This window comes from Reyranella sp., assembly GCF_030651995.1.
Lineage (GTDB): Bacteria > Pseudomonadota > Alphaproteobacteria > Reyranellales > Reyranellaceae > Reyranella.
Window position 1 is genome coordinate 76,316 of sequence record NZ_JAUSBN010000004.1, and the last position, 24,623, is coordinate 100,938.

Below are 24,623 nucleotides of genomic sequence, written 5' to 3' on the forward strand. Positions count from 1 at the left end.
TGAATGCGGTCCGTTAGACAGATTCCGAAGGAATCTGAGTTAGGGAAGTTAAGGCCGCGCCAAACTGTTGAGCGCGAACGACTTTTCCCTGATTGCGGTCCCCGATAGCACGAGGATCGGGTCCCCGATGGCACGATAGTCGCCGTCCCCGATAGCACGAGGCGACTCACAGTCCGTCCCCAGGACGGAAGGTTCGCCCGTCTCGCTTCAACGTCGTGACGAAGGGGTCGCTGAGGACCGACATGAAAGCGAGACGCTCCAACCCGCGCGGACCACGATCGACGACCAGCCGGTAACCTGGCAGCGCCTGACGACGCACGATCTCGCGCACGTCGTAGGCAAAGTGTTTGAGCGGCGAGAGGCTGCCGGACTTCGCGTGCAGATGCAGAAAATCGAAGCTCCAGCCGCCAGCCTGGCGTCCGCCATGCTTGCGCACGACGCGGTAGAGCCATCGCTCCAGGCCACCCGTCAGATCGAAGTAGGCCCGGTCGATGGTGAGCACCAGTGCGTCGTCCAGCACGCCGGCATAGAACCAGTCGGGCAGAACCAACTCGAGGCCGAGGGGTCGCCCGTCGGCATCCGTGGTCTCCTTCCATTCGTTGATCCAGGAGAAGCGGTGACGTCGCCGTTCTGCAGGCTGGCGGATCGACGTCAGCACGCTCGTTGATTGGAGTCGGTCGAGCGCGGCCTTCAGACGCTCGTAGTCTCGTGCGCCAGTGCCGCGGCCGACGAAGGTCAGAATCTCGTAGGGCGTCGCCGCCATCAGGCGGGATGTCTGCAGTCCGGCGTCTCTCGCCTCGACGATCTGCGAGGCGGCCCAGATCAGCACGTCTGCATCCCAGATGGTCGCCATGCCGTGGTCAGGAACGCCCTCGACACGGATGGCGACGGTGCGGGTGCGGTAATCGATCGGCAAGACGCGCTTGGACTTGGCCAACGAGAAGAAGGGATAGGCCATGAGGTTCTGCTGGTCCCGCGGCGCCAGGTCACCCGGCAACGCGCGAAACAGATGCAGCTGATTGCGCTCGCTGGCCCGCTTCTGCTGAGAGGTCATGCGCTGGCTCCGATCAGCGCCGAAGCCGGGCGGCATCGGCGGAAGCCACGACATGCCGCTTGGCGGAGGACGACGGCGTAGGAGGATGACGGACTGGCGTGCCTTGTAAGCGGCACCCCGAGCTTCGGGGAGAGAGCCTGCTACCGCCCGCCTCGCAGCAGCTTCCGATAGCCTCCGTTCATCATGGCCACCGCATCTGTGACCAGCCGAATGGTCTGGCCCCTGATAGATGACGTCTTCCAAGGGAAACGGGCGACGGTCTCCGAGCCGTAAAGCACCAGCGCAATTTCCCGATAGCTCGCTCCCGCTAGGTGACCGTCCAGCGCACGGATCATGCCGAGGAGCCGATTCCGCAGGCGGGGCGTTATCCGCCAAGCGGGCGGAAGCGCGCCTACGGGTTGGCGGTCGAGCCGCCGCTTGAAGCGCAACAGGCCGGCAAGGCGCAGCAGAACGGTCTCATCCAGCGGGACGAGCGCCGCCATCGGCAGCGCCGGCTGCATGCCTTGAAGCCAGAGATGATGTGGGCCGCCGGCATCATCCACAACGCAAGGGCGCTCAGTCAACGGCGACAGGTCAGCAAGCGAGTCGAAGCGATAGGCGTTACCAAATCCCTCAGGTGCAGGAACAAGAATCACTGCATGAGGTATCAGATCAGGCCGCCATAAAACCGGCGCCGCCGACCCACTGAGGCCCGGATTGCAGGCGAAAGGAAAGCCCCCAGTTCCCTCCCACTGTTTCCGAACTCAGTTCCGATTTATCCGGGTCTTCGGCAATTCCGGCATAGTCGTCTCGGTATGCGGGATTGCGCCGGAGGAACTCCCACGCGAAACCAGCACGATCCAGATTCTTCAGCGCGTCGACATAATCCGGCGACCTCCAATCGGGTCTCTTCGTCATCGAAGACTCCGTTTACACACGATTACTCAGGGCTAACCGAAGCAAGCCTTTCATGCGACCAACGGTTGTTGAAGAACCCAAACACCGAACGCGCGATGTCGGCTGAAGAGGTCCCAAAGCGTCTATCTGAAGGCGCTTCTTTGATGATAACTGTCAGTTGCGCGATGCACGCAACAGATGCCGAAAGCCCTTCTCGGTCATCCACCGAGCCCGCGCCAAATGACTGTCATGGACCAAGCGTGCGCGCTGTGGTTCTTGCGCCGGATCGAGGCCAAAGACAATTTGCACTGCTTCCTGCCAGTTCGCGGACTCAGCGGAAGCGTCCAGCAGACGAAGATAGGTTATGAAATGCCGCTCATCATAGGCCGTCACCTGATCGCTTTCAGGGGGGCTGTCGTCAAAGGAAGGTGTAGTCATCGCGGCTCATAAGCAGGGAGAGTTTACCGGGATCCCAGCCACCGCATAGTCACAGCCTAAGGGGCCCGTGGCGATGCACGCGGCGCATCACATCAGTCAATTCATATGATCACCATGTGAGCGGTGAAGGCCATCGAGGCCTGATCTGCATAAAAGCATAGACACATCGGCACGCCAGCAAAATGGCCGCGTATTATAGTACGTAGCGTCAAAATACGCGATTGCCTCCTATCCTGCGAATGGACATTCGCAAGGTGTTCGGCGCCAACGTCCGCTCATATCGACTGGCGGCGGGCCTCAGTCAGGAGGCCGTCGCCGTTCGCATGGGCGCGGACCGAGCCTATATCAGTGCGATCGAGCGTGGGCTGCAGAACTTCACTCTGCTGTCGATCTGGGAGATAGCGCAGGCCCTGAGCGTCCGTCCCGCTGACCTCGTGATGGAGCCTGCTCCGAAATCGAAGTCGTGACCGCAAGGGATCGTCACCGTCAGGCGAAGACGCCCTGCCCCGCTCCAACCGAAGGGCGGCTTCGGGCGGCCGCCATCCCCTCCCAGCCGGCCGCGTTGAGATAGGTGCGTTGCCGCCAGGTTGCGACATCTCTTCCACGCGGGCCTCCAGTGCCCCCATCGTCGATCAGGTTGGCAATGATCGGCGCATTGAAACTCGGATCGTCGAGATTGAGCGAGAGTTAGTCGGGGTCTCGCGCTTCGACCAGGGGGCCCTGTCGAACCGGATGTCCAACGTCACCAAGTGCAAACCGGGAGTCTGTACGATGGGCCGCGCTAATAGTCTCCCCCGAGACCTCTGCAGACTGCACCTATTCATGCTTCCCGGCAGAGAATCCATTGGAGAGTTAGCACCGGAACATAGCAGTCGCCGGTCTGTGGGCCGCCTACAGTCTATCGCGAAATCAATCGCGCCAGGCTGAGGCGCGCAATGTCGGCGGGGGCGCCGTCGGGAATCGGAAAGACGCAACTGACATTGATCTCGCAGAGAACATAGCTGTCGTCGCCTGCCGCCGTTCTGGGTCCATAGAGAAAGTCCGCGTCCCAGATGATCGGCAGCGATGCCCGATCGATATCCAAGACCTTCGTCATCTGCGGCACCCAGTCCGTTTCCATCTTCCGCCGCAGGGCCTGGAAGGCAGGCGCCGCCGTATCGTGCATGATCCGGGGACCGGGCTCCGCGGGTGGTCCATCGACCGGCGACGTCACCAGCGCCTTGATGAGCTGATGGCCGAAGCCAACGACTTTGTCGGCCCCCATGTAGCAGCGGATCATGCCCTCCGGCAGGCGGGGTTGAAACGCCTGATCGATGATACAGCCATCGCCTTCGAGATAGCTCTCGCAACCCTCCATGAAGCGAGCGAGCGCCACCTCTTGCGGGACGCTCCCCTTCGTGGCCTGCAGCACCGTCACGCGATCGATCGACGAGGGTGAAAGCTCGACCTTCCAGACACCCTCTCCACCATTGCCGCGATTCTGCTTGAGGACGCGCGGTTCGGCCGATCGCAGTGTAGACGGAAACGCGCTCCGGAACTCGTCGCGTGTCCTATAGAGCCGCGTATCTGCTCCCCAACCGAGATGCTTCGTCCTGAAAAGGATTTCCTTCGTGCCCATCTTCAGGATCATGTCGGGATGGGCACTCACCCATATGCCTTTCGCGGCGACATCGCGCAGCATTGCATCGAGCACGGCACGATTACCGCCATCGAAAATCGGATTAACCCAGACGAGCACGCCATCGACCTGGAGCAGCTGCTCACGGACCTCCGACTCCATGTCGTCCGCATAGATGGCCGGGACCGCGTCGATTCCCAGAGCCGCGAGCTCAGCGAAAATCCGGCTGTAGCGATTGTTGTCGGGCGTCGCGCTGCTCCGGAGAGCTCGATCGCCAGACCATAGCACCGCCAGCTTGAAGGGTTTCGTCGTTGTCAGGATAGATCTCCGATCATGCACGCAAAACGCGGCACCGCCGCTCATCCGCTACCGCCCCTCTCTAAGGCGCGGGCTGGTAGATGAAATCGTCGAAGATCGTGACGCTGTCGGCCTTGGTCCAGACGCCGACCGCGCCGGGGCCGGCGATGTGGCCATCGTCGAGTTCGATATAGGCTTTTCCGTCGAGCAGGATGCGAATGTGGGAGGCTTTGAATTCGGCACGCAGCGTGTGCCAGACATTGCCTGGCACCGGTGCATCGACGTACTTGATCGTCCTGCGCCGGCCACCTTCGGTGTAATAGAGCGCGATGTTGTTCTCGAGCGCGTTGGCGCGCGCGACATAGTAATTGTCGCCGTCCTTCCAGCGCCAGACGACACCGCCGGCCTGGTCCTCGCGGCCGGACAGCGACTTGAATTTCACCTCGACGACACCGTCGGCAAGCGACGTGCCCTGCCTGATGCACCACGGGAACGGCCCCGATCCCGATTGCTTCAGCACGTTGGGCGGGCTGGCCGCCTTGGCAACGGCTTCGACCGACCAGCGCGACGCGCCGCCACCGGTGCTGCCGCAAAGCCAGCCCGCCGGCAGGGCGCCCGGCAGGTCACTGTCGAAGTTGATCGTTTGTGCCTGGGCACCGGCCGCAATACCCACGACGGCGAGGCCGGCGATGATTTTCTCCATGATCATCTCCGTCAGCTTTCCCTGGAGAAGCGCTCGTACAACGCCTGGGCGTTGCTCCAGCGGATGCCCTGCATGAAGGTGTCGACATAGGCGGCGGCACGGGCGCCGTAGTCCATGTGATAGGCGTGCTCGTACATATCGAGCGCCAGGATCGGCCGCCCGCCCGCCGGCGTCATGGTGTGGTCGGCGGCCCAGCTGTTGATCAGCCGCTTGTCGTGCGGCGAATAGCTGAGAAGCACCCAGCCCGAACCGCCGCCCAGTGCCTTGCCGGTGGCCGAGAACTCGGCCTTCCAGCGCGCGATGCTGCCGAAATCGCGGACCATCGCCTCGGCGAGCGCGCCCGTCGGATCGCCCTCGCCGGCCAGGCCATCGAAGTAGAGCTCGTGGATGATCATCGAATTGGCCGCGATCAGCTCCTCGCGCTTCAGCCCGTTGACCACGAACACCGGTGCCGCGGCGACGTCGAGGGCCGCGAGCTGCGCCGTGATGGCGTTCAGCCGCTTCACCGCGCCGCTGTAATTGTTCTCGTAGTGGCTCACCAGGAGCTTCTCGGAGAAGCCTTTCACCTTGGCCGGATCGAATGGCAGCTTCTTGATCGCATATTCCATCTTCGGCACCGCAGGAGCGGTCTGCGCTCCTGCTCTACCCGGCAGCGCCGTCGTGGCGAGCGCCACGGTTGCAACAGTGGCGGCACCGATCAGATCGCGTCTCGTTGGATGCTTGGTCATTCGTTCCTCCTGTTGAAAGGGTCGATTCACCTACGACATGCTGAGAACCTGCGAATAGACGATGCCGGCCACCGAACTGGCGAGCAGCACGGGAAGCATCCCCATCTTGAAGCGGAAGATCGCGATCGCGGCGGCGATCGACAGGACGAGCGTCGGCACGTTGATCGAGCTCAACACCGGCAGGTCGACGGCGGCCCCCAGCCAGCGCACCGGCACCAGCTTCGCGAACAGGACGTGGAGCGCGAACCACACCGCGAGGTTCAGGATGACGCCGACCACCGCCGCCGTGATGGCACCCAGCGCCGCCCCCAGCGCCTTGTTGGCCCGCAGCGCCTCGACGAAGGGGGCGCCGAAGAAGATCCAGAGGAAGCACGGCACGAACGTGACCCACGTGGTGAGCAGCCCGCCCAAGGTCGCCGCCAGCAGCGGCGGCATCGCGCCGGGCTCGCGCCAGGCGGCGAGGAAGCCCACGAACTGCGTCACCATGATCAGCGGCCCCGGCGTGGTCTCGGCCATGCCGAGCCCGTCGAGCATCTCGCCCGCCGTCACCCAGTGATAATTGTCGACGGCCTGTTGCGCCACATAGGCCAGCACCGCATAGGCGCCGCCGAAGGTGACCACGGCCATCTGGCTGAAAAAGATCGAGATCTTGGTGAAGACGTTGTCGCCTCCGAGGACGACGTAGAGCGCCGCCACCGGCACCAGCCAGAGTGCGAGGAAGAGCGCGGTGATCGATAATGACCAGCGGACGTTCGGCCGTGCATGTGCCGGCGTTTCCTCGCCCAACAGCGAGTCGGCGTCGGCCAGTTGCCGGTCGCCCACCTTGCCGTGCCCGCCGCCCGCCAGGAAGGCCGGCACCCCGGCGCGTCCGCCGAAATAGCCGATGAGTCCCGCGGCCAGGATGATGAGCGGGAACGGCACGTCGTAGAAGAAGAGCGCGATGAAGGCCGCTGCCGCCAGCCCGCGCATCGTGTTGTTCTTCAGCGCGCGCTTGCCGACCCTCAGCACCGCTTCGATCACGATGACCAGCACGGCAGCCTTCAGCCCGAAGAACAGGCCCTGCACGAGGGTCACCTTGCCGAGCAGGACATAGATCCAGCTCAAGGCCATGATGGCCAGCAGGCCGGGCAGCACGAACAGGATGCCGGCGAACAGCCCGCCCCGCGTCTTGTGCATCAGCCAGCCGATATAGATGGCGAGCTGCTGCGCCTCGGGGCCGGGCAGCAGCGTGCAGTAGTTGAGCGCCTGCAGGAAACGCTGCTCGCCGATCCACTTCTTCTCCTCGACGATGATGCGATGCATCACCGCGATCTGGCCGGCCGGGCCACCGAACGAGAGCGCGGCGACGCGGGCCCACACCTTCATCGCTTCGCCGAAGGGAACGCCATGGTCTTTCACTTCTTACCGCCTTGCGTGCTTGCGAACGAATTGTAGAGATCGTCGAGGAGGACGGCGCCGCGCGTCAGACGCTGGGTGTCGTCATCGTGCGCGGCGGCGATGCCGGCGATCAGGCTGCGGACACCGGCGGTTTCCGCGCGGCCGTACTTGCCGTCCTTGAGATCGATGTCGTGGATGATCTCGCCGATCGCGATCAGCGCCGGATCGTCGAGCTTCGCCTCGGCCAGCAGCACCTCGAAGGTGCAGCGGTCGCCGCGGTGGGTGAACTCGCCCTCGAACATGTCGAAGCGCAGTTCGCCCGGCTGGGCTGCATAGCCGGTGCCCGGCACGAACTTGAAGCGCGCCGCGGCGTCGATGAAGCGGCGGATCAGCCAGGCCGAGGCGATGCGATCGACCTGCACGCCCTGGCGCGTCACCCAGACGCGATTGTTCAGCGGGTCCGATGAGGGGCTGGAGCCCGTTCCGGTCGTGGTCACGGCGTCGACCTCCTTGTGCAAGCCGGCTTCGAGGCCGGACACCAGCCCTTCGGCCGGTTCGCGCCCGTCGGCGCCGAAGAAATCGATCGCGACGATGTCGTCGAGCTGCTTGCGCAGCCGCGCCACCTGCGTCGCGACCTCGGCGCCGGCCTCGCCGGTATGCTTGCCGCCAAGCTCGCGCGCGGCCGCGGCGATCTCGGCGTAGTCCTCGTCGCGTGCGGCCTCGAACAGGGCCTGCACTTCGCCGTCATCCAGACCGTCGACCAGGTGCGCCTCACAGACGAAGGCCTCGCCGCCCAGCTCGGCGATCTCCTTGACCAGCCAGGTGAAGTCTTCCTGCGTCTCGGCATTGGCCGGCAGCACATAGACGGAGTTCTTCACCGTCACCGCGCCCAGCCCTTTCAAGCGCCGCCAGATCTTCACCCGCGCGTAGGCGGGCTTGGCCGGCAATTGATGGATCAACAGAAGCCACCGCACGCCCTCCGGGGTCTCGTTTCTCGACATTGTTCACTCGTATCATGGAAATAGAGATTCTTGCAACACTCGTATCATTTTTCTCTTGCGTTCCTGGCCCGCAAGCGTATTTTGCCGATGAAACGAGTGTATCACCGAGGGGAACACCATGTCTTTCCAAGCCCGGCCGATCTCTTTCAAACCGCCGCGCCTAAAAGGCCTCTCGGCCCGGCTGATCGCCAGCCACTACGAGAACAACTATGGCAGCGCGGTGCGCCGGCTGAACGCGATCCAAGGCGAGCTGGCCAGCCTCGACCCCGCCGGCGTCCCCGGCTTTCGCCTGAACGGGCTGAAGCGCGAGGAGCTGATCGCCACCAACTCGATGCTGCTGCACGAGATCTATTTCGAGAATTTGGGCGAAGGCGGCGGCGGCGATCCCTCCGGTGAAAACGGCGGCGGCGCTCTGGCCGAGGCGATCGTGCGTGATTTCGGATCGCTCGCCAGATGGCGCGCCGAGTTCGTCGCCATGGGCAAGGCGCTGGGCGGCGGCTCGGGCTGGGTGGTGCTGACGCGCTCAGCCCCCAGAGGCGATCGCGACGGCGCGCTCTCGAACGTCTGGTCAGCCGATCACACCCATGCCCTGGCCGGCGGCACACCGTTGCTGGCGCTCGACATGTACGAGCACGCCTATCACATCGATTTCGGCAGCAACGCCGGCGCCTATGTCGATGCCTTCATGGCCAACATTGCTTGGGCGCGCGTCGCCGCCCGCTTCGCCGGCACGGCGCCCGAGAAGAAGCCGCACACCGTCACGACGCCCGACGCGCGAAAGATGCTCGAGGCCGATCCCGACCTCATCGTCATCGACGCGCGCCTGGAAGCCGACGCCACGACGGTGCCGTTCCGCCTGCGCGGCGCGCGCCGGGCGCCGCCCGACAGGATCGACGAGATCGCGGCGTCGCTGCCGCCCGGCGCCAAGGCGCTGGTCTACTGCGCCTGGGGCTTCGAGATCGGCGGCGATGCTGCCGCCAAACTACGCGCGCGCGGCATCGATGCCGTGGCCGTTGCCGGTGGCATCGGCGCCTGGCGCGCCGATGGACTGCCAACCGAACCGTTGAAAGAAGGAGACGCAAAATGAAGTGGGTTACGCGCGAACGTCCCAAGATCGACCGCATCGCCTGTCCGTGGCTGATCAAGCGCTTCATCGAGAAGGAGCCGGAGTTCCTCTACGTGCCGGCCGACAAGGTGCTGGCCACCGCCAAGGAAACCGGCGCGGTGCCCTATGACATTCCCGGCGTGAAGTTCACGCATGTCGGCGAGAAGTGCAGCTTCGACGCCTTCATCCTCGAGTACAAGCTCGATGCCCCCGGTCTCGACAGGCTGGCCGACATCGTGCGCGGCGCCGACACGTCGCGGCTCGATCTCACGCCGCAATCGGCCGGCCTGTTCGCCCTCTCGCTCGGCCTCAGCCACGTCTACACCGACGACCACGAGATGCTGAAGCACGGCATGGTGATGTACGACGCGCTCTACGCGTGGTGCCGCAGCCTCACGGGCGAGACGCACAACTGGCCGCCGAAGATGTGAGGCGAAGGCCATGACCGACACCGCCGCGAAACCCGTATCGCCCGCCACGTCCCCGGCACAGGCGCGCACGCGCCTGATGCTGGAAGGCCCGATCGTCTCCACCCTGCTGCGGCTCGCCGTGCCGAACCTGGTGGTGAACGTCGTGCTGATCGCCGTGACACCCGGCGTCGATGCGCATTTCATCGGCCGGCTCGGTCTCGATGCGCTCGCGGGTCTCGCTCTGGTGTTTCCGCTGATGATGCTGATGCAGCAGATGGCCAACATGGCGATGGGCGGCGCGATTGCCGCCGCCATCGCCCGGGCGATCGGGGCGGGCCGGCGCGAGGATGCAGCGTCCCTCGTCATCCACGCGCTGGCGATTGCCGCGGGCGCCGCGGCGCTGTTCAGCGCCCTCTTCCTGCTCGCCGGCCCGCATCTCTACGCCCTGCTCGGCGGCCGCGGCCCGATCCTCGCGGCGGCGCTCGAATATTCCAACGTGATCTTCGCCGGTGCGCTGATCTACTGGCTGCTCGGAACCCTGACGAGCGTTGTGCGGGCGACCGGCCATGTCGCCATCCTGGCCTGGGTCTATGTCGGCGCCGAACTGCTGCACATCGCGCTGGTGCCGGCCTTCGTGTTTGGCCTGGGCCCCCTTCCCGCGCTCGGCATCACCGGCGCGGCCCTCGCCACGTTGCTTGCCTTCGCAACTTCGACCGCGATCCTGGCGTGGTATCTCGCCTCCGGCCGGACGTCGGTCGCCCTGTCGCTGCGCGGCTTCAGGTTCGAACGCCGTCAGTTCGGCGAGATCCTGCGCGTCGGCGCGCCGATGTCGCTGGCGCCGGTGCTGAACAACGCAGCGCTGGCGACGCTCACGGCCTATGCCGGCATGCTCGGCGCCACCTGGCTCGCGGCCTTCGGCGCGGCGGTGCGGCTGGAATATCTGCTCTATCCGCTCAATTTCGGGCTGGGCGCGGCGGTGCTGGCGATGGTCGGCAGCAACATCGGCGCGCGCCAGTTCACGCGCGCCGCGCGCATCGCCTGGATCGCGGTGGGGCTTTCGGCCTGCGTCATGGCCTCGGTCAGCGCGCTGGCGATCGGCGCGCCCGAACTGTGGATGGGCTTCTTCAGCCAGGACCCGGCGATCCTGTCCGCGGCGACCGGCTATCTCATGGTGGTCGGCCTCGCCTATCCGTTCGTCGCCGCCAACACGCTGATGTCGGCGTTCCAGTCGACGCGCCAGCCGGAGTGGCCGTTGGCCGCCATGAGCTGCCGGCTGCTGATCGTCGTGGTGGGCGGATGGATCGCCATCGACGTTCTGCAGGCGGGCCTCGTCGGCCTGGGCGTGGTCACCGCCCTCGGTCTCGCGGCCTGGGGCATCGTGCTGCTGTCGGCTTTCCGCTTCCACGCTCGCCTGAGGTGACGCCATGACGCTCGTTCTCACCGGCTACATCGATCTGCCCGCGCACAAGGCGAAGGGCGGCTTCGACCACGCAGCTCCGCATGCTGCGAGCGGCCACATCTATGTGGCGCACACGGCAAACGACGCCGTCGATGCCTTCGATGCGCAAAAATACCTGTTCTCCGTTCCCGATCTGCGCGGCGTCGCCGGCGCGCTGGTGAGCGACGAGGCGAACCTCATCTTCTCGTCGAACCGGGCCGAGAATACAGTCGGCATCTTTGCGCCGGGCCCCAATCCCGAAGTGACCAAGATCAAGGTCGGCGTCGGCCCCAACGGCCTGGCCTACGATCACGGCCGCAAGCTCCTGCTCGCCGCCAATGTCGGCAATCCGGCGATCGCGGATTCGCATACCGTGACGATGGTCGATACCGGCGACCGCGCCGTGCGCGCCGAGATCGCGGTGCCGGGCCGCACGCGCTGGACGGTGTTCGATGCCGAGGCCGCGCTCTTCTACGTCAACATCGCCGATCCCGCCGTGATCGCCGTCATCGATGCGAGGCAACCCGACAGGGTCGCCCACATGTTCGCCGTGCCCGCGGCCGGGCCGCACGGCCTCGATCTCGATCCGGCGACGCACCGCCTGTTCTGCGCCTGCGATGCCAATACATTGGCCACGCTGGATGCCCGCTCCGGCAAGATATTGGGCACCCTGCCGCTCAGCGGCACGCCCGACGTGATCTTCTTCAATCGCCATCGCCAGCACCTCTACGTCGCGATCGGCGATCCCGGCGTCATCGACGTCTTCTCGACGTCGCCGATGGAAAAGCTCGCGACGATCCGGACCGAGCCGGGCGCCCACACCACAGCCCTCAGTCCGGCAGGCGACCGCCTCTACGCCTTTCTGCCGCGCACACACCGCGCGGCGATCTACGCGACCTGACGATCGATCGGCAGCAGCAGGCGCGGCGGGTGAAGAGGTCCCGGCGGCCTGCCGTCGGAATTTCGTATCGCCATAGGAGCGGAGAGCAACAAAGCGGCAATTATTCAACGGATATGGCAATCGCCGTCTCACGCCAGCCTCCAGCAGATAGCCTATAGTGACCGCTTCTCTTGGGGAGCTGCCATGCTTGTCGTCGAACTCGCAATCGTCGTCGGATTGATCGTGCTGAACGGTCTTCTGGCGATGTCCGAGCTCGCGCTGGTTTCCGCCAAACGCCCGCTCCTGGAGCAGATGTCGCGCGACGGATCGCGCGGCGCCGGCGTCGCCCTCGACCTGACGCGTGAACCCGGCCGGATGCTGTCGGCCGTCCAGATCGGCATCACCCTGGTCGGCATCATCGCCGGCGCCTTCAGCGGCGCCACCGTCGCCGGGCGCGGCGACGCCTGGCTCGAGAGTATGGGCGTGCCCACGCGCTTTGCCGAACCGGTGGCCTTCACCGTGGTCATCGTGACGATCACCTATCTCTCGGTCGTGCTGGGGGAACTCGTCCCCAAGCAGTTCGGCCTGCGCAACGCCGAGCGGGTCGCGGTGATCGTCGCCCGGCCGATGCAGCTCGTGGCCAGGGTCGCCAGCCCGGTGGTGAGCCTGCTCGACGTGTCGGCCCGGCTGGGCCTGCGCCTGCTTGGCCAGTCGCAGCGGCAGGAAAGCGGCGTCACCGACAAGGAGATCATGACGATGATCGACGAGGCCGAGCGGACCGGCCTGGTCGAGCCCGAGGAACGCTCGATGCTCTCGCGGGTCATGCGCCTCGGCGACCGGCCGGTGCGCGCCATCATGACGCCGCGGCCCGATGTCGAATGGATCGATCTCAACGACAGCGAGGACGAAATCCGGGCTGCCATCCGCACCGCAAAGCATGGCCGCATGCTGGTGGCGAACGGCGATGTCGACGAGATCGTCGGCGCCCTGCCCATCCGGGCGGCCCTCGTCGCCCTGATGGACGAGGGTGTCAGCGCGATGTGGATCCTGGTCGAGAAGGTGCCGGCCGTGAGCGACCGGCTGGCGGCCATCGACGTCGTCGAGCAGCTCCGCCAGTCGCCGCTCAACCTCGTAGTCGTCATCGACGAGCACGGCAGCCTCGAGGGAATCGTCACCGAGGGCGACATCCTGAAGGCGGTGGTCGCCGACATCGAGGAAGAGGAAGAGCCGCACGTCACGGAGCGCGACGACGGATCGCTGCTGATCGACGGCAGTTGCCCGATCGACGAGATCGCCGACCGGCTCGGCATCTCGCTGCCGCCCCACCACTCCTACCACACGGTCGCCGGCTTCGTTCTCCACCGCCTGAAGCGGCTGCCGCGCATCGGCGAGTCCTTCGACCACGGCCTGTGGCGCTTCGAGATCGTCGATATCGACGGCACACGCATCGACAAGCTGATCGCGACCCAGAATCCGACGCTGCATCGCAGCGTCTGACGCACGAATCGACCTCCCCCGCCTTAGAGGGCGGGGTCGGCACCCTATTACCCCAAAAGCCTCGAAGCGACGTAGTATCCTCGGCGACATAGCGGGGATACATGGCGGAATCAGTTGGTCTGGGCGCGGAGAATCGGGGATCCGTCGCGGCATTTGCCGGCGGGGTGGGTATCGGGGCGCTGGGAGGGCTAATCGGCCTCGGCGGCGCCGAGTTCCGGTTGCCGTTGCTGATCGGTGCATTCCGGTTCGGCGCGCTGGAAGCCGTCATAGTCAACAAGGCCATGAGCCTTATCGTCGTGTCGTCGGCCCTGCCCTTCCGTACCAGCACCATCTCATTCGCCACCATCGGCAGCCACTGGATGATTGTCGCCAACCTCCTTGCCGGCAGTCTGCTGGGCGCGTGGTAGGTGCGTCGTGGGCGACTCGACTGAAATCTGAAACGCTTTATCGCGTGCTGGCGCTTTTGCTGGTCGCGATGGCGGTCGTCCTGCTGATCGGGCACGGCTCGGAGGGCGGCGGCACGCCCCTGTTCTCGGGGGCCGCCCAAATCGTCGCTGGTCTCGTTGCGGGCTTTGCCATTGGGGTTGTCGCTTCACTCATGGGGGTCGCTGGCGGCGAGCTGCTGATCCCCACGCTGATCCTGCTTTTCGGTGTGGATGTGAAGCTGGCCGGCAGCCTGTCGCTCGTCGTCAGCCTGCCGACGATGCTGGTCGGCTTCACGCGTTACAGTCGTGACAGCACCTTCGCCGTGCTTTCGCGAAACCGTCGCTTCGTGCTGGTTATGGCGGTCGGCTCGATCGTCGGCACCTTCTTCGGCGCGATGTTGCTGGGAATCGTCGGAGTCACTTTCCTGCTGCCGCTCCTGGCCGCGATCCTCGTCATTTCGTCTTTCAAGGTGTGGCGACACAAGTAGCCGGACCTGTTCGTCCCGCGGCCTCGAGTCCGATCGGCTGGGTCAATGCGCCGTGCCTTGCGCCACGAGCGTGGCCACGCCGTGATAGCCGACGTACAGGCCGATGCAGACGATCAAGGTCCCCGAGAAGTAGGGCGCCCGCCGCGCCAGCTTCTCGAAGCCGTCCCAGCGACGGCCGACATGGCGGGTCGCGATGGCTGCGGCGACGCCCGTGCCGACCATGACGGCGGCCAGCCCGAGGCTGAAGCACAGGACGAGTGTCGTCCCGAGCGTGAATTCGCGAAGCTGAAGGCAGAGCAACAGGACGGTAATCGCGGCCGGGCATGGGATCAGCCCACCGGTCAGTCCGAACAAAACGATCTGCCCCGTCGTGACATGCCGATTGGCAAAGCGACGGCTTATCGCGGTCGCGTGTTCCCGCTCATGCTCGTCCTGGTAACTTGTCCCCGCGACGTTCAATCCCGCCGGTTGATGATCGTGATGTGGATTTGGATGTGGATGCGGGTGATCGTCGGCGTGTGGATGGTCATGGCCGTCGTGCGCGTGTTGGTGGCCACCGGCAGGCTGCTCCGCCTGCTGGGCTCGCCAGGTCCGCACGATCATCCAGAGGGCGACGCCGATGATGGCCACCGCGGACGCCACCTGGAAATACGGCTCACTGCTTTCCGGATCCCATTGAGAGCCGAAGTAGAGCCCGGCGAGAGCCACCGCCCAGACCACGGCGGTATGAGAGACCGTTGCCGACAATCCGAGCAACACAGCCTGCCAGGCCGTTCCGCGAATGGCCACGATGAACGCGGCCATCATCGTCTTGGAGTGGCCGGGTTCGAGCCCGTGCAGGGCTCCGAGCAGGATCGCGCTGGGCACGAACAGCCAGGCATGTGCCGCGCCCTGGCGGAGCAACTCGGAAAACGACTCCATGACCGGGCCTACAGATACTTGCTGAGCTGCCGGAACTCGTCGAGCGTGGCGCGCTCGGCCTTGTTCTGCGGCCCGATCGACTCTTCCAGGCAATGATCGATGTGGTCGTGAATGAGTGTCGTCTTGGCGTTGCCGACGGCCTTCTCGACCGCGTGAAGCTGTTGCGCCAACTCCAGACAGGACCGACCCGACTCGATCATTTCGATGACCGAACTCAAGTGGCCCTGCGCCCGCTTCAGCCGCTTGACGATCTCGGGATGGCTTTCGTGCTTTCCGCTCATCTGTCACTCCGTTGCCACTAGACCTATCCCCCTGGGGGGGATATAGCAAGCCTCATGATTGCACTGGCACTGTCCTTCAATCGGCCACCGATACCTGAAGATTTTCTGCCATTGCCGCCGCTCGACGCGGGATACCGAGGATGATCGGCCGCGTCTCGATCGACCGAGAGACGAACTAGACCTATCCCCCGGAGGGATATAGCAAGGTCGGCAAGTGCAGCCACGGTAAACGCGTCGCCTGGAGCTTCGAGCGGAAATGTCGGTTTGATCCACGTATTCGAGACCGTGCTGGCGCTGCAGCTTCAGCTCCAGGGCCTGCTGTCGCAGCGGTTCGCGGAGCTGTTCTCGAACTTTGCGACCTTCGCGTCGGGCATGCTGGTGGCAGTGGGACTGGGGCTCGTCCACGCGCTGACGCCCGGGCATGGCAAGGCGGTGATCTTCTCCCACTTTCTTGGCCAGCCCGGAAACATCCTGGCCGGATTGCGGGTCGCGAGCCTCGCGGCGTTGACACATGGCACCATCGCCGTCCTTCTGGTTCTGGCGACGGGTCGGGTGATCAGCCCGTTGGGGAGGCCGACCGGAGCCGGCGCCTGGGTCGAGGTGGTCGCGGGCGCCATCGTGGCATCCATCGGCGCGCTCTATGCCGTGCTGGCGTTGCGCGGCCTGAGGCGGCGCGGAACCCCGTCGCACGGGCACGGACATAAGCAGGAAGGATCGCAGACGCCGCGGTCGGTGCTCGCCATCGCCATGGGCCTGCTGCCGTGTCCGCTGACGATCATCGTCGTCGGATCTGCCGTCGCGCGCGGGGCGACGGGCGCTGGGATTGCGCTGGCCGCCGGTATCAGCATCGGCGCGGCCATCACCATCGCCTGCTTCGGCCTGCTGGGCATCGCGCTTCGTCGTGCCGGCGTTGCCGCCGCCAGCGGCCACGTCCGCGGGCTGATGCGTGTCCTCAGCTGGCTCGAATTGCTGACGGCGATCCTGATCCTGCTGCTGGGCCTCGGCATGCTGGCCGGAAGCTTGGGGCGGATGCGCTAGCGCCGACCGCTCAGTTGCCGCCGCTCACCGGTCATCCAGGTTGCTATCGAGGCGCTCGATGATACGTACCATGCGTGCGTCGCGGCCGAACATGATCGTGACGCTCGCGTATTCGGTGCCCTCGGGCGTGTCCTCGAGGTAGTGCCAATGGGCGACCGTGCCCTGGCCATAGCCCTTCACATGGCTGGCGACGCCGAGCTGCTTCACGGCATCCTCGTAGGTCGACTTGCCCGGCGTCAGTACGTTGGCTGCGGCGACGTCGAAGGGTTCGCCGATCGAGCGGCCGCACGCGGCGAGCGCCAGCGCGCATGCCACGACAGCAATCTTCCAGTGAGCGGGACTCAATACCCCCTGTGGCGAGCGCACGCGACTCTCCTCAAGATGACGCTCAAAGATACTTGGCGATTTCCTTGAATTCCTGGATCGAACGGCGGCGTTCCTTGGCGGGCTGGTCGACGGTCTCGTCGAGGCAATGGTCGAGATGGTCCTGGATCAGCGTTTTCTTCGCCTGACCGATGGCCTTCTCGACCGCGTGCAGTTGCTGCGCGAGGTCGAGGCACGATCGACCCTGGTCCATCATCTCGATGACACTGCGCAGATGACCTTCCGCGCGGCGGAGCCTTTTGGCGATTTCAGGGTGCGTTGCGTGAAGGTGATCGGCAGTCATGGAAGAATCTCCTATCCCCCTGGAGAGGATCAGTCAATAATCACACAATGTTCCCACCACAGGATCAAATTCCGGAAAAGCAGGTGGTCATCGCATGCTGAGTGTACTCGCCAACCGGACGTACCGTCATCTATTCGCCGCCCAGGTCATCGCCTTGGTCGGCACTGGCCTGGCGACGGTCGCCCTTGGGCTCCTCGCCTACCAGCTCGCGGGACCGTCTGCCGGCGCGGTGCTAGGTACGGCGCTCGCCATCAAGATGGTCGCCTATGTCGCCGTCGCGCCGATCGCGTCGGCCTTCGCCGAGCAGCTCCCGCGCCGCGCCATGCTGGTGGGGCTCGACTTGATCCGCGCCGCGGTCGCTGTTCTGCTGCCGTTCGTCACCGAGATCTGGCAGGTCTACATCCTGATCTTCGTGCTGCAGTCGGCCTCGGCCGCCTTTACGCCGACCTTTCAGGCGACCATTCCTGACGTCCTGCCCGATGAGCGAGAATATACGCGGGCATTGTCGCTCTCGCGGCTTGCCTACGACATGGAGAGTCTGGTCAGTCCGATGCTGGCGGCGGCGCTGCTCACCGTCATCTCCTTCCATAACCTGTTTGCCGGCACGGTCGTGGGCTTCATCGCCTCGGCGCTGCTCGTCATATCGGTGTCGCTGCCTAGTCCCAAGCCGACAGCGCGGCGCAGCATCTATGAACGCACGACACGGGGCCTGCGCATCTACCTCGCCACGCCACGCCTTCGCGGCCTGCTGGCGCTCAGCCTCGCGGTGTCGGCAGCGGGCTCGATGGTGATCGTGAACACGGTCGTGCTCGTCCAGTCGACCTTTGGCCTGGAGCAGCACGACACCGCCCTCGCCCTCGCAGCGTTCGGCGGCGGCTCGATGGTCGCGGCGCTGGCATTGCCCGGCCTGCTCGACGAAATCTCCGACCGGCGAGCCATGCTCGTCGGCGGCCTCGTCCTCACCGCCGCCCTGTTGGCATCGATGCTGGTCTCTAATTTCCACCTGCTGGTCATCTTCTGGCTCGTGCTGGGGCTGGGATATTCGCTGACCCAGACGCCGTCAGGACGGTTGTTACGCCGGTCGTCGCAGCCTGAGGACCGGCCGTCGCTGTTCGCAGCCCAGTTCGCGCTGTCGCATGCCTGCTGGCTGCTCACCTATCCGCTCGCCGGATGGTTGGGCGCCACGGTCGGCATGCAGGCCACCTTCCTGGTGATGGCCGCACTTGCAGGCGCGTCAGTCCTTGCCGCAATAAAGGTGTGGCCGGTGCATGACGAGGAGGTGCTGGAACATGTGCACGACACACTGGCTCCCGACCACCCCCATGTGGCAGGCGCCGAGCGTCTGACGAACGGCTATCGCCACCGCCATGCCTATGTCATCGACAGCCACCATCCAGACTGGCCGAGCGCCGCCTGAACTCAGCCGGCCGCAAGATCGAGGCGGTAAATGTCGATGGCTCCCTGTTTGCCGCGCAGCACCCAATTGCCGAGGGCCGTCGCCTTCAGCAGGTCGTGAGGCAAGGGAAAGCGCTCGAGCACCTGGCCCGTGATCAGCGCGCAGGCGGAGTAGCCCTCGGCAAGTTCCTCGACGCGCGCGGCGGTGTTCACCGTGTCGCCGAGGTAGGCGAGCTTGGTGCGAAACTGGCCGACTTCGCCGACGATAACCGACCCGACATGCATGCCGACGCGCAGGTCGGGGATCATCCCATAGGTCGCGTCGAAGGACTCGCGGCCCTCGGCGATCTCGCGCGAAAGGTGGGCGATCCAGTGAAGAGGGTCGGAACCGGATGCTGGCACGGCCGGCCACACCAGCATGACCTGGTCGCCGATATAGTCGTTCACCTCGCCTCCTGCCTCAAGGGCTGTCAGCTCGATGATGCGGAACAGTTCGACGAGATAGGCCTGAAACCTGAGATCGCCCAGCCGTTCGGCCGCTGACGTAGCGCCCCGGACATCGACGAAGGCGAACAGCCGTTCCTCGCGGTGGGGTCGGCGATGGCGCCCCGACACGACCGACAGCAGGGTCTTGAGGCCGATCAGGCGGCCCGCCGACAGGAAGACGTTGATGGCGATGGCGGTGATGCCAGCCGCAACCAGCGTACCCTTGTGCAGCAACAGCTCGTCCCAGGACGTCTCCTCGTGCGCATGGGTGAAGGAACCGGCAATCGCTACGCCTGCCACGATCCAGGCCGCGTAACCGATGGTCTTGAGAGCAAACATGGCGGCGAATGGCAGACGTTGGCGTCGTGCCGTGCCGGCCACGAACGCCAGGATTTCAGCCGCTGCCAGCGGCACGCCGATAACGAAGGCGTAAATCAGCGATTGCACGGCAACGACCACGGCCTCCTCGATCGAGGCGACAGGCTTCGCCGTCAGGGCGTAGATCGGCGCCACGACCACCGCCGTCAGGCAGAGGAACGCAAAGCGCCGCGTGGCAAGGCGGCGAACCCACACCCGGCCGAGAGTGGGCAAAGGATCAGCCGAGAGTGCCGGAGGCCGAAACCGTCGCGACCCGCCAGGTCACGCTGCCATCGCCGACGGCCGACCGAAGCCGTTCAATCAGCGGAGGCGCGACATCTGCCGTCAAGGCCAAGCGGATTTCGATCTGCCGAATGCGGCCGCCGATACGTTCGGAGACGGTGCGAAACTCGAGCGCCCTTCCGTACGCCACCGACTCGCGGATCGTGAAACCCGCGGCACCGGCGACCTCGTCTTCGAGGAGGAACTTCACAAGCTTCTCCTCCAGCGCGCGTGGCGCCGCCAGGGTCAGCGTCACCGCAGTCATGCGAACCTCGCTTTTCTGGAGACGCCGAACCGCCGGTAGAGCAGCGGCAGGATCAGCAGCGTGAGCAGCGTCGAGCTGACCAGCCCGCCGATCACCACGATGGCAAGAGGCCGCTGCACTTCCGAGCCTGGACCTGTCGCGAACAGGAGCGGCACCAACCCGAAAGCGGTGATCGAGGCGGTGAGCAGCACCGGCCGCAACCGGCGCAGGGCACCGTTCAAGACCACGTCCTCGATCTTCTCGCCCTCCGCGACCAGCTGGTTGAAGTAGGTCACCAGCACCAGCCCGTTCAGCACGGCGATGCCCAGCAGGGCGATAAAGCCCACCGATGCCGGCACCGAGAGATATTCGCCAGCGGCCGACAAAGTAAAGATGCCGCCGACCAGCGCGAACGGAATATTAACGAACACCAGTGACGCCTGCCGGATCGATCCGAACGTCGTGAACAGCAGGAGGAAGATCAGCGCCAGTGCGATCGGCACGACGATCTCCAGACGCGCCGCGGCGCGCTGCTGGTTCTCGAACTGGCCGCCCCAGGCCAGCTCGTAGCCTCGCGGCAGCTTGACCTGCTCGGACACGATTTTCTTTGCCTCGTCGACGAAGCCCACCAGGTCGCGGCCCTTCACGTCGCTCTGCACCAGGGCGAGGCGCCGGCCATTCTCGCGATCGATCTTCACGGGCCCATCGATCCGGTCGAGGCGTGCGAGCGAGTTCAGCGGAACGTTGCCGCCATCGGGCAGAGTGACGCGCAGGTCAGTGAAGGTGGCGCTTGAGCCACGCACGCTCTCGCTGCCTCGCAGCAGAACCGGCGTGCGCCGTCCTTCCTCCAGCACGATGCCGAGCGGCACCCCCTCGATCTGCGCGCGCAATCCGTCGGCGATGTCGTCGACGTTCAGGCCGAGCGCGCCAGCCTGCAGCCGGTCGACCGCGACGCTGAGATACTGCACCCCGTCGTTAAGCACGGTTCTCACGTCCTCGTTGCCGGGCACTGTCTCGAGCTTCTGCGTGATCTCGACGGCGAGCTTGTTGAGAGTGGGAATGTCGGGGCCGAAAATCTTGACCACGACGTCGCCGCGCACGCCAATGATCATCTCCTGCACGCGCATGTCGATCGGTTGCGTGAAGCTGTAGGAGATGCCTGGCAGCTTATCCAGCACCTTGCGCAGTTCACCTTCCAGCCATTCCTTGTCGTTCGGCTTGCGCCATTCGGAGGGCGGCTTGGTGAGCAGGTAGGTGTCGGTCTGGTTGAGGCCCATCGGGTCGAGGCCGAGTTCGTCGGCGCCGGCACGGGCCACGATGCCGGTGACCTCGGGAATCGCCGCCATGATGGCCTTGTGAATCTTGAGATCAACGGCGGCGGTTTCCTCGATGCTGACAGAAGGAATCTTCTCGATGCCGACGATGATCGAGCCTTCGTCCATGGTCGGCATGAAGGTCTTTCCGGACAGCGTGTAGACCACACCGGCACCGGCCAGCACTCCAAGCGCTAGCGTGAATACCAGCTTCTCGTGGCGCAGCGACCAGCGCAGCGCCGGCACGTAGGTCGCAATCGCCCGCCGGGTCAGCCAGGTGTCGGCATGGCTTTCCCGCTTCAGCAGGAACGACGACAGGACGGGAATGACCGTGAGCGACAGGATCAGCGAGCTGCTGAGCGCGAAGACGATGGAGAGCGCCACCGGGATGAACAGCTTGCCTTCCAGCCCCTGCAGGGTAAGCAGCGGCAGAAACACGATGACGATGATGGTGATGCCCGACGTCACCGGCACCGCGACCTCGCGCGTACCGCGAAAGATGATGTTGAGCAGCGGCACGTGGCGCGAGGCATGAGAGCGGTTGACCTCCGACACGACGTTCTCGACCACCACGACGGCGGCATCAATCAGCATGCCGATGGCGATGGCCAGGCCCCCGAGGCTCATCAGGTTGGCCGACATGCCGAAGACGCGCATCAGGATGAACGTGCTGAGTGCGGCCAGCGGTAGCGTGGCGACGACGACCAGAGCGGCTCGCCAGTCACCGAGAAACAGCACCAGCAGCACGACCACAAGCGCCGTCGCTTCCAGGAGCGCGGTTGAGATGGTCGAGACCGAACGCTGCACCAACTCGCCGCGATCGTAGAAGGGCTTGATCGTTACGCCGGCCGGCAGCGAAGGCTGCAGCTCGGCGAGCTTCTTCTTCACGCCCTCTACCACGATGCGCGCATTGGCACCGCGCAGGCCGAGCACGAGGCCCTGCACCGCCTCGCCCTGCCCGTCCTTGGTTACGACGCCGTAGCGGGTGACGGTGCCGAACTCGACCCTTGCCACGTCGCCGACGCGGACGATCTTGCCGTCGCGCGAGGCCACGACGATGGCCTTCAGGTCGTCGAGGTTGCGGATGTTACCCTCGGACCGGACGAGCAGTACCTCCTCACCGTCGCGCAGGCGGCCTGCACCGTCGTTGCGGTTGTTGGCCTCGACCGCCTTTCTAAGCGCGTCGATGGTGACGCCGTGCGCCACCAGCGCGGCATTGTCCGGAATGACCTCGAAGCTGCGCACGACGCCGCCCAACGAGTTGACGTCGGCGACGCCGGGCAGGGTCCGCAGCGCCGGGCGAATCGTCCAATCGAGCAGGGTGCGGCGCTGTTCCAGCGTCAGCGTGCCGCCCTCGACGGTGAACATGAACATCTCGCCGAGCGGGGTGGTGATCGGCGCCAGGCCGCCCGTCACGCCGGCCGGCAGGTCCTTGGTGATGGCGGTCAGCCGCTCGGTCACCTGGTTGCGCGCCCAGTAGATGTCGACATTGTCCTCGAACTCGATGGTGACGTCGGTCAGCGCGTACTTCGTCACGGAGCGCAGGAACTTCTTGTAGGGGATGCCGATCATCTCCAGCTCGATCGGCGCGGTGATGCGCGCCTCGACCTCTTCCGGCGTCATGCCCGGCGCCTTCATGATGACCTTCACCTGAACGGGCGAAACGTCGGGGAACGCATCGATCGGCAGCTGCTGCAGCGCATAGGCGCCGCCGGCGCAAAGCAGGACCGTCAGCAGGCAAACCAGCAGGCGCTGCGCCAGCGCGAACTCAACGATACGGGCAAGCATCTATTGCGAGCCCCCGAGACCTTGCCAGGCGCCCTTGAGGGCGACGATGCCGCGGATCGCGATGCTGTCCCCCGCCTGTAGCGGCCCCGTGACCCGGGCCGCGTCGCGGTCTTCCTCGATCACGGTCACGGGCTGCACGCGGAAGCCTTTGTCGGTGCGCACGAATACGACGGTGTCGCGGCCGCGGCGCACGATCGACTCAGGCCGCACCGACCAGGTCTTCTCGCCGGCGGCGAAGGTCACGAAGGCCTCGACGAACTGTCCCGGGCGCAGGCCGGATGAGGTGTCGGTCAGCTCGGCGCGTACCGTGACAGCCTGGGTGGAGCGGTCCGCACTGCTGCCCACGGAGATGACCTTCGCCGTCGCGCCGAAGGCGGGAATGTCGACGGTCATGCCGGTGCGGAAGGCGCCGGCGCGACGCGGCGGGACCTGCAGCTCGATCCATAGCGGCGTCATGCGGGCGATCTTCAGGAGCGGCGTCTGCGCCTCGACGCGCTGGCCCGGCGAGACCGCCAGGTCGATTACCGTTCCGGCGACCGGCGCCACAATCGCGGTCTTGCTGTCGAAGACGCGCGACGTCACGAGGCTCTCGATCGCGTCCGGCGACATGCCATAGTCGCGCAGCATCTGCCGGCGCTCGGCCACGCTTGCCGTTGCCTGGGCGTGCTCATTGCGTGTCGCTTGCATCTGCTTCAGCGACACGGTGCGATCCGACGACAGGGACTGCTCGCGGTTCAGCGTCTCCTGGAGGAAGCGCTCCTGGTTGACCGCCTGCAGGAACTCCGACTGGGCGCGAATCAGGGCCGGGCTGTTGAGCCTTGCCAGCACCGTGCCCGGTTCGACCGGCTGATCTTCGACGACATCGATCGATTCGATGCGGGCCGCGATCGGCACCGCGACGATGCTGATCTGGTTCGGCGGAATGGCAACGCGGGCGGGAAAACCAGCGCCTCGGCTGGCCGGCATCGCGGCAAGCGGTACCACCTCGATGCCGACGCTGGCCGCCTGCTCGGGCGTCATTGCGATGTCGTCCGCCGCCGCTGCCGACGCAGCCCAGAAGGCTGCGAGCAGCATCGAGAGGCCGGTCCTTCGCGCCGCGCGCCATGCCGTGGTGGAACCCGTTCGAGATCGCATCTTCATTTGATCCTTGCATCGCCGTGTCGACCGGCTACCCTGGGAACATCCTATCCCCCCGGGGGGGACCATAGTCAATTCAGAACTGGACCAGACGCTTCATGCTTGGCCTCTCGTTTCGACGACTGATACCGCTGCTCGCGACCGGACTTGCCGTTCCATTGCTGGTGAGCTGCGCATCGTACGTCGCTCGGCCGATCAGCCCGACTTACACGGCCGGCGCGCTCGTAAGCCGCACCTTGAGCGAGCCGCGACTCGCGAGATTCATCGCCATGGCGTCGCCCACACATGCCGGCGGCGTGGCGGTGTGGGACATCTCGACGTTGACGCTGGCGGCGCTCTACTACCATCCCGATGTCGACATCTCGCGCAACCGTCTCGC

At 65.3% G+C, this 24,623-nt stretch carries 25 protein-coding genes and 1 pseudogene; 9 read left to right on the forward strand and 17 right to left on the reverse strand.

The window, feature by feature from the left end; genetic code table 11:
* Positions 1-166: 166 nt before the first annotated feature.
* The 4 genes from Q7V45_RS00575 to Q7V45_RS00590 form a co-directional block, all read right to left on the reverse strand.
* Positions 167-1,054, reverse strand: coding sequence for a replication initiator protein A (locus Q7V45_RS00575; protein WP_304845278.1), 888 nt, complete (start codon positions 1,052-1,054; stop codon positions 167-169).
* A gap of 140 nt (positions 1,055-1,194) precedes the next feature.
* Positions 1,195-1,689 carry a DUF2285 domain-containing protein gene (locus tag Q7V45_RS00580; protein ID WP_304845281.1) on the reverse strand — a complete coding sequence of 165 codons (495 nt, stop codon included), beginning with the start codon at positions 1,687-1,689 and terminating at the stop codon, positions 1,195-1,197.
* 16 nt (positions 1,690-1,705) lie between these two features.
* On the reverse strand, positions 1,706-1,951 hold the full coding sequence (locus Q7V45_RS00585) for a transcriptional regulator domain-containing protein (RefSeq protein ID WP_304845284.1): 246 nt from the start codon (positions 1,949-1,951) through the stop codon (positions 1,706-1,708).
* A 153-nt stretch (positions 1,952-2,104) separates the two neighbouring features.
* A complete protein-coding gene (locus Q7V45_RS00590; RefSeq protein WP_304845287.1) occupies positions 2,105-2,368 on the reverse strand; it encodes a DUF2285 domain-containing protein in 264 nt (87 codons plus the stop codon).
* Positions 2,369-2,607: 239 nt separating this feature from the next.
* On the opposite strand from Q7V45_RS00590, the gene Q7V45_RS00595 reads away from it, so the two are divergent.
* Complete coding sequence (locus tag Q7V45_RS00595; protein ID WP_304845290.1) at positions 2,608-2,835, forward strand: helix-turn-helix domain-containing protein; 228 nt, start codon at positions 2,608-2,610, stop codon at positions 2,833-2,835.
* 431 nt (positions 2,836-3,266) lie between these two features.
* Here Q7V45_RS00595 and Q7V45_RS00600 read toward each other — a convergent pair whose 3' ends face one another.
* The 5 genes from Q7V45_RS00600 to Q7V45_RS00620 all read right to left on the reverse strand — a co-directional run bounded on the left by Q7V45_RS00600 (position 3,267) and on the right by Q7V45_RS00620 (position 8,092).
* Positions 3,267-4,349 (reverse strand): Cj0069 family protein, encoded by a 1,083-nt coding sequence (locus tag Q7V45_RS00600; protein ID WP_304845293.1) that lies wholly within the window; start codon positions 4,347-4,349, stop codon positions 3,267-3,269.
* Between the two features lie 16 nt (positions 4,350-4,365).
* Complete coding sequence (locus Q7V45_RS00605) at positions 4,366-4,986, reverse strand: hypothetical protein (RefSeq protein WP_304845296.1); 621 nt, start codon at positions 4,984-4,986, stop codon at positions 4,366-4,368.
* A gap of 11 nt (positions 4,987-4,997) precedes the next feature.
* Positions 4,998-5,594 carry a superoxide dismutase gene (locus Q7V45_RS00610; RefSeq protein ID WP_304845339.1) on the reverse strand — a complete coding sequence of 199 codons (597 nt, stop codon included), beginning with the start codon at positions 5,592-5,594 and terminating at the stop codon, positions 4,998-5,000.
* Between the two features lie 150 nt (positions 5,595-5,744).
* Positions 5,745-7,112 (reverse strand): chromate efflux transporter, encoded by a 1,368-nt coding sequence (gene chrA / locus Q7V45_RS00615; RefSeq protein WP_370692527.1) that lies wholly within the window; start codon positions 7,110-7,112, stop codon positions 5,745-5,747.
* Positions 7,109-8,092 (reverse strand): chromate resistance protein ChrB domain-containing protein, encoded by a 984-nt coding sequence (locus Q7V45_RS00620; protein WP_304845298.1) that lies wholly within the window; start codon positions 8,090-8,092, stop codon positions 7,109-7,111. Before Q7V45_RS00620 ends, chrA begins: the two co-directional genes overlap by 4 nt.
* A 118-nt stretch (positions 8,093-8,210) precedes the next feature.
* Here Q7V45_RS00620 and Q7V45_RS27000 point away from each other — a divergent pair, with 118 nt between their 5' ends.
* The 6 genes and pseudogenes from Q7V45_RS27000 to Q7V45_RS00650 all read left to right on the forward strand — a co-directional run bounded on the left by Q7V45_RS27000 (position 8,211) and on the right by Q7V45_RS00650 (position 14,335).
* The gene (locus Q7V45_RS27000) at positions 8,211-9,179 is read left to right on the forward strand and encodes a Fe-Mn family superoxide dismutase (protein WP_370692528.1); all 969 of its coding nucleotides are present in this window, start codon (positions 8,211-8,213) and stop codon (positions 9,177-9,179) included.
* Complete coding sequence (locus Q7V45_RS00630) at positions 9,176-9,628, forward strand: chromate resistance protein ChrB domain-containing protein (RefSeq protein ID WP_304845300.1); 453 nt, start codon at positions 9,176-9,178, stop codon at positions 9,626-9,628. The genes Q7V45_RS27000 and Q7V45_RS00630 overlap by 4 nt, the downstream gene beginning before the upstream one ends.
* Positions 9,629-9,638: 10 nt before the next feature.
* Positions 9,639-11,027 carry an MATE family efflux transporter gene (locus Q7V45_RS00635; protein ID WP_304845302.1) on the forward strand — a complete coding sequence of 463 codons (1,389 nt, stop codon included), beginning with the start codon at positions 9,639-9,641 and terminating at the stop codon, positions 11,025-11,027.
* 4 nt (positions 11,028-11,031) lie between these two features.
* Positions 11,032-11,946 carry a YncE family protein gene (locus tag Q7V45_RS00640; RefSeq protein ID WP_304845304.1) on the forward strand — a complete coding sequence of 305 codons (915 nt, stop codon included), beginning with the start codon at positions 11,032-11,034 and terminating at the stop codon, positions 11,944-11,946.
* 183 nt (positions 11,947-12,129) lie between these two features.
* A complete protein-coding gene (locus Q7V45_RS00645; protein WP_304845306.1) occupies positions 12,130-13,422 on the forward strand; it encodes a hemolysin family protein in 1,293 nt (430 codons plus the stop codon).
* 101 nt (positions 13,423-13,523) lie between these two features.
* Positions 13,524-14,335 (forward strand): annotated as a pseudogene (locus Q7V45_RS00650) (sulfite exporter TauE/SafE family protein).
* 42 nt (positions 14,336-14,377) lie between these two features.
* Here Q7V45_RS00650 and Q7V45_RS00655 read toward each other — a convergent pair.
* Together Q7V45_RS00655 and Q7V45_RS00660 are read right to left on the reverse strand one after the other, a co-directional pair.
* Positions 14,378-15,256 carry a nickel/cobalt efflux transporter gene (locus Q7V45_RS00655; protein WP_304845308.1) on the reverse strand — a complete coding sequence of 293 codons (879 nt, stop codon included), beginning with the start codon at positions 15,254-15,256 and terminating at the stop codon, positions 14,378-14,380.
* Positions 15,257-15,264: 8 nt separating this feature from the next.
* On the reverse strand, positions 15,265-15,537 hold the full coding sequence (locus Q7V45_RS00660; protein ID WP_304845310.1) for a metal-sensing transcriptional repressor: 273 nt from the start codon (positions 15,535-15,537) through the stop codon (positions 15,265-15,267).
* 264 nt (positions 15,538-15,801) lie between these two features.
* Between Q7V45_RS00660 and Q7V45_RS00665 the strand changes: the two genes are divergently transcribed.
* Entirely contained in the window at positions 15,802-16,575 is a 774-nt protein-coding gene (locus Q7V45_RS00665; protein ID WP_304845312.1) for a hypothetical protein, read from the forward strand.
* Between the two features lie 24 nt (positions 16,576-16,599).
* On the opposite strand, the gene Q7V45_RS00670 is transcribed toward Q7V45_RS00665, so the two are convergent.
* Both Q7V45_RS00670 and Q7V45_RS00675 read right to left on the reverse strand, forming a co-directional pair.
* On the reverse strand, positions 16,600-16,890 hold the full coding sequence (locus Q7V45_RS00670) for a hypothetical protein (RefSeq protein ID WP_304845313.1): 291 nt from the start codon (positions 16,888-16,890) through the stop codon (positions 16,600-16,602).
* Between the two features lie 73 nt (positions 16,891-16,963).
* A complete protein-coding gene (locus Q7V45_RS00675) occupies positions 16,964-17,242 on the reverse strand; it encodes a metal-sensing transcriptional repressor (RefSeq protein WP_304845317.1) in 279 nt (92 codons plus the stop codon).
* Between the two features lie 94 nt (positions 17,243-17,336).
* On the opposite strand from Q7V45_RS00675, the gene Q7V45_RS00680 reads away from it, so the two are divergent.
* Complete coding sequence (locus tag Q7V45_RS00680) at positions 17,337-18,659, forward strand: MFS transporter (RefSeq protein WP_304845320.1); 1,323 nt, start codon at positions 17,337-17,339, stop codon at positions 18,657-18,659.
* Between the two features lie 2 nt (positions 18,660-18,661).
* Here Q7V45_RS00680 and Q7V45_RS00685 read toward each other — a convergent pair whose 3' ends face one another.
* The 4 genes from Q7V45_RS00685 to Q7V45_RS00700 are packed head-to-tail and all read right to left on the reverse strand — an operon-like array spanning position 18,662 to position 24,181.
* Complete coding sequence (locus Q7V45_RS00685; RefSeq protein WP_304845323.1) at positions 18,662-19,714, reverse strand: adenylate/guanylate cyclase domain-containing protein; 1,053 nt, start codon at positions 19,712-19,714, stop codon at positions 18,662-18,664.
* A 4-nt stretch (positions 19,715-19,718) separates the two neighbouring features.
* A complete protein-coding gene (locus Q7V45_RS00690) occupies positions 19,719-20,027 on the reverse strand; it encodes a DUF3240 family protein (RefSeq protein WP_304845327.1) in 309 nt (102 codons plus the stop codon).
* Positions 20,024-23,107 (reverse strand): efflux RND transporter permease subunit, encoded by a 3,084-nt coding sequence (locus Q7V45_RS00695; RefSeq protein WP_304845330.1) that lies wholly within the window; start codon positions 23,105-23,107, stop codon positions 20,024-20,026. Before Q7V45_RS00695 ends, Q7V45_RS00690 begins: the two co-directional genes overlap by 4 nt.
* Positions 23,108-24,181 carry an efflux RND transporter periplasmic adaptor subunit gene (locus Q7V45_RS00700; protein ID WP_304845333.1) on the reverse strand — a complete coding sequence of 358 codons (1,074 nt, stop codon included), beginning with the start codon at positions 24,179-24,181 and terminating at the stop codon, positions 23,108-23,110.
* Between the last annotated feature and the right edge of the window lie 442 nt (positions 24,182-24,623).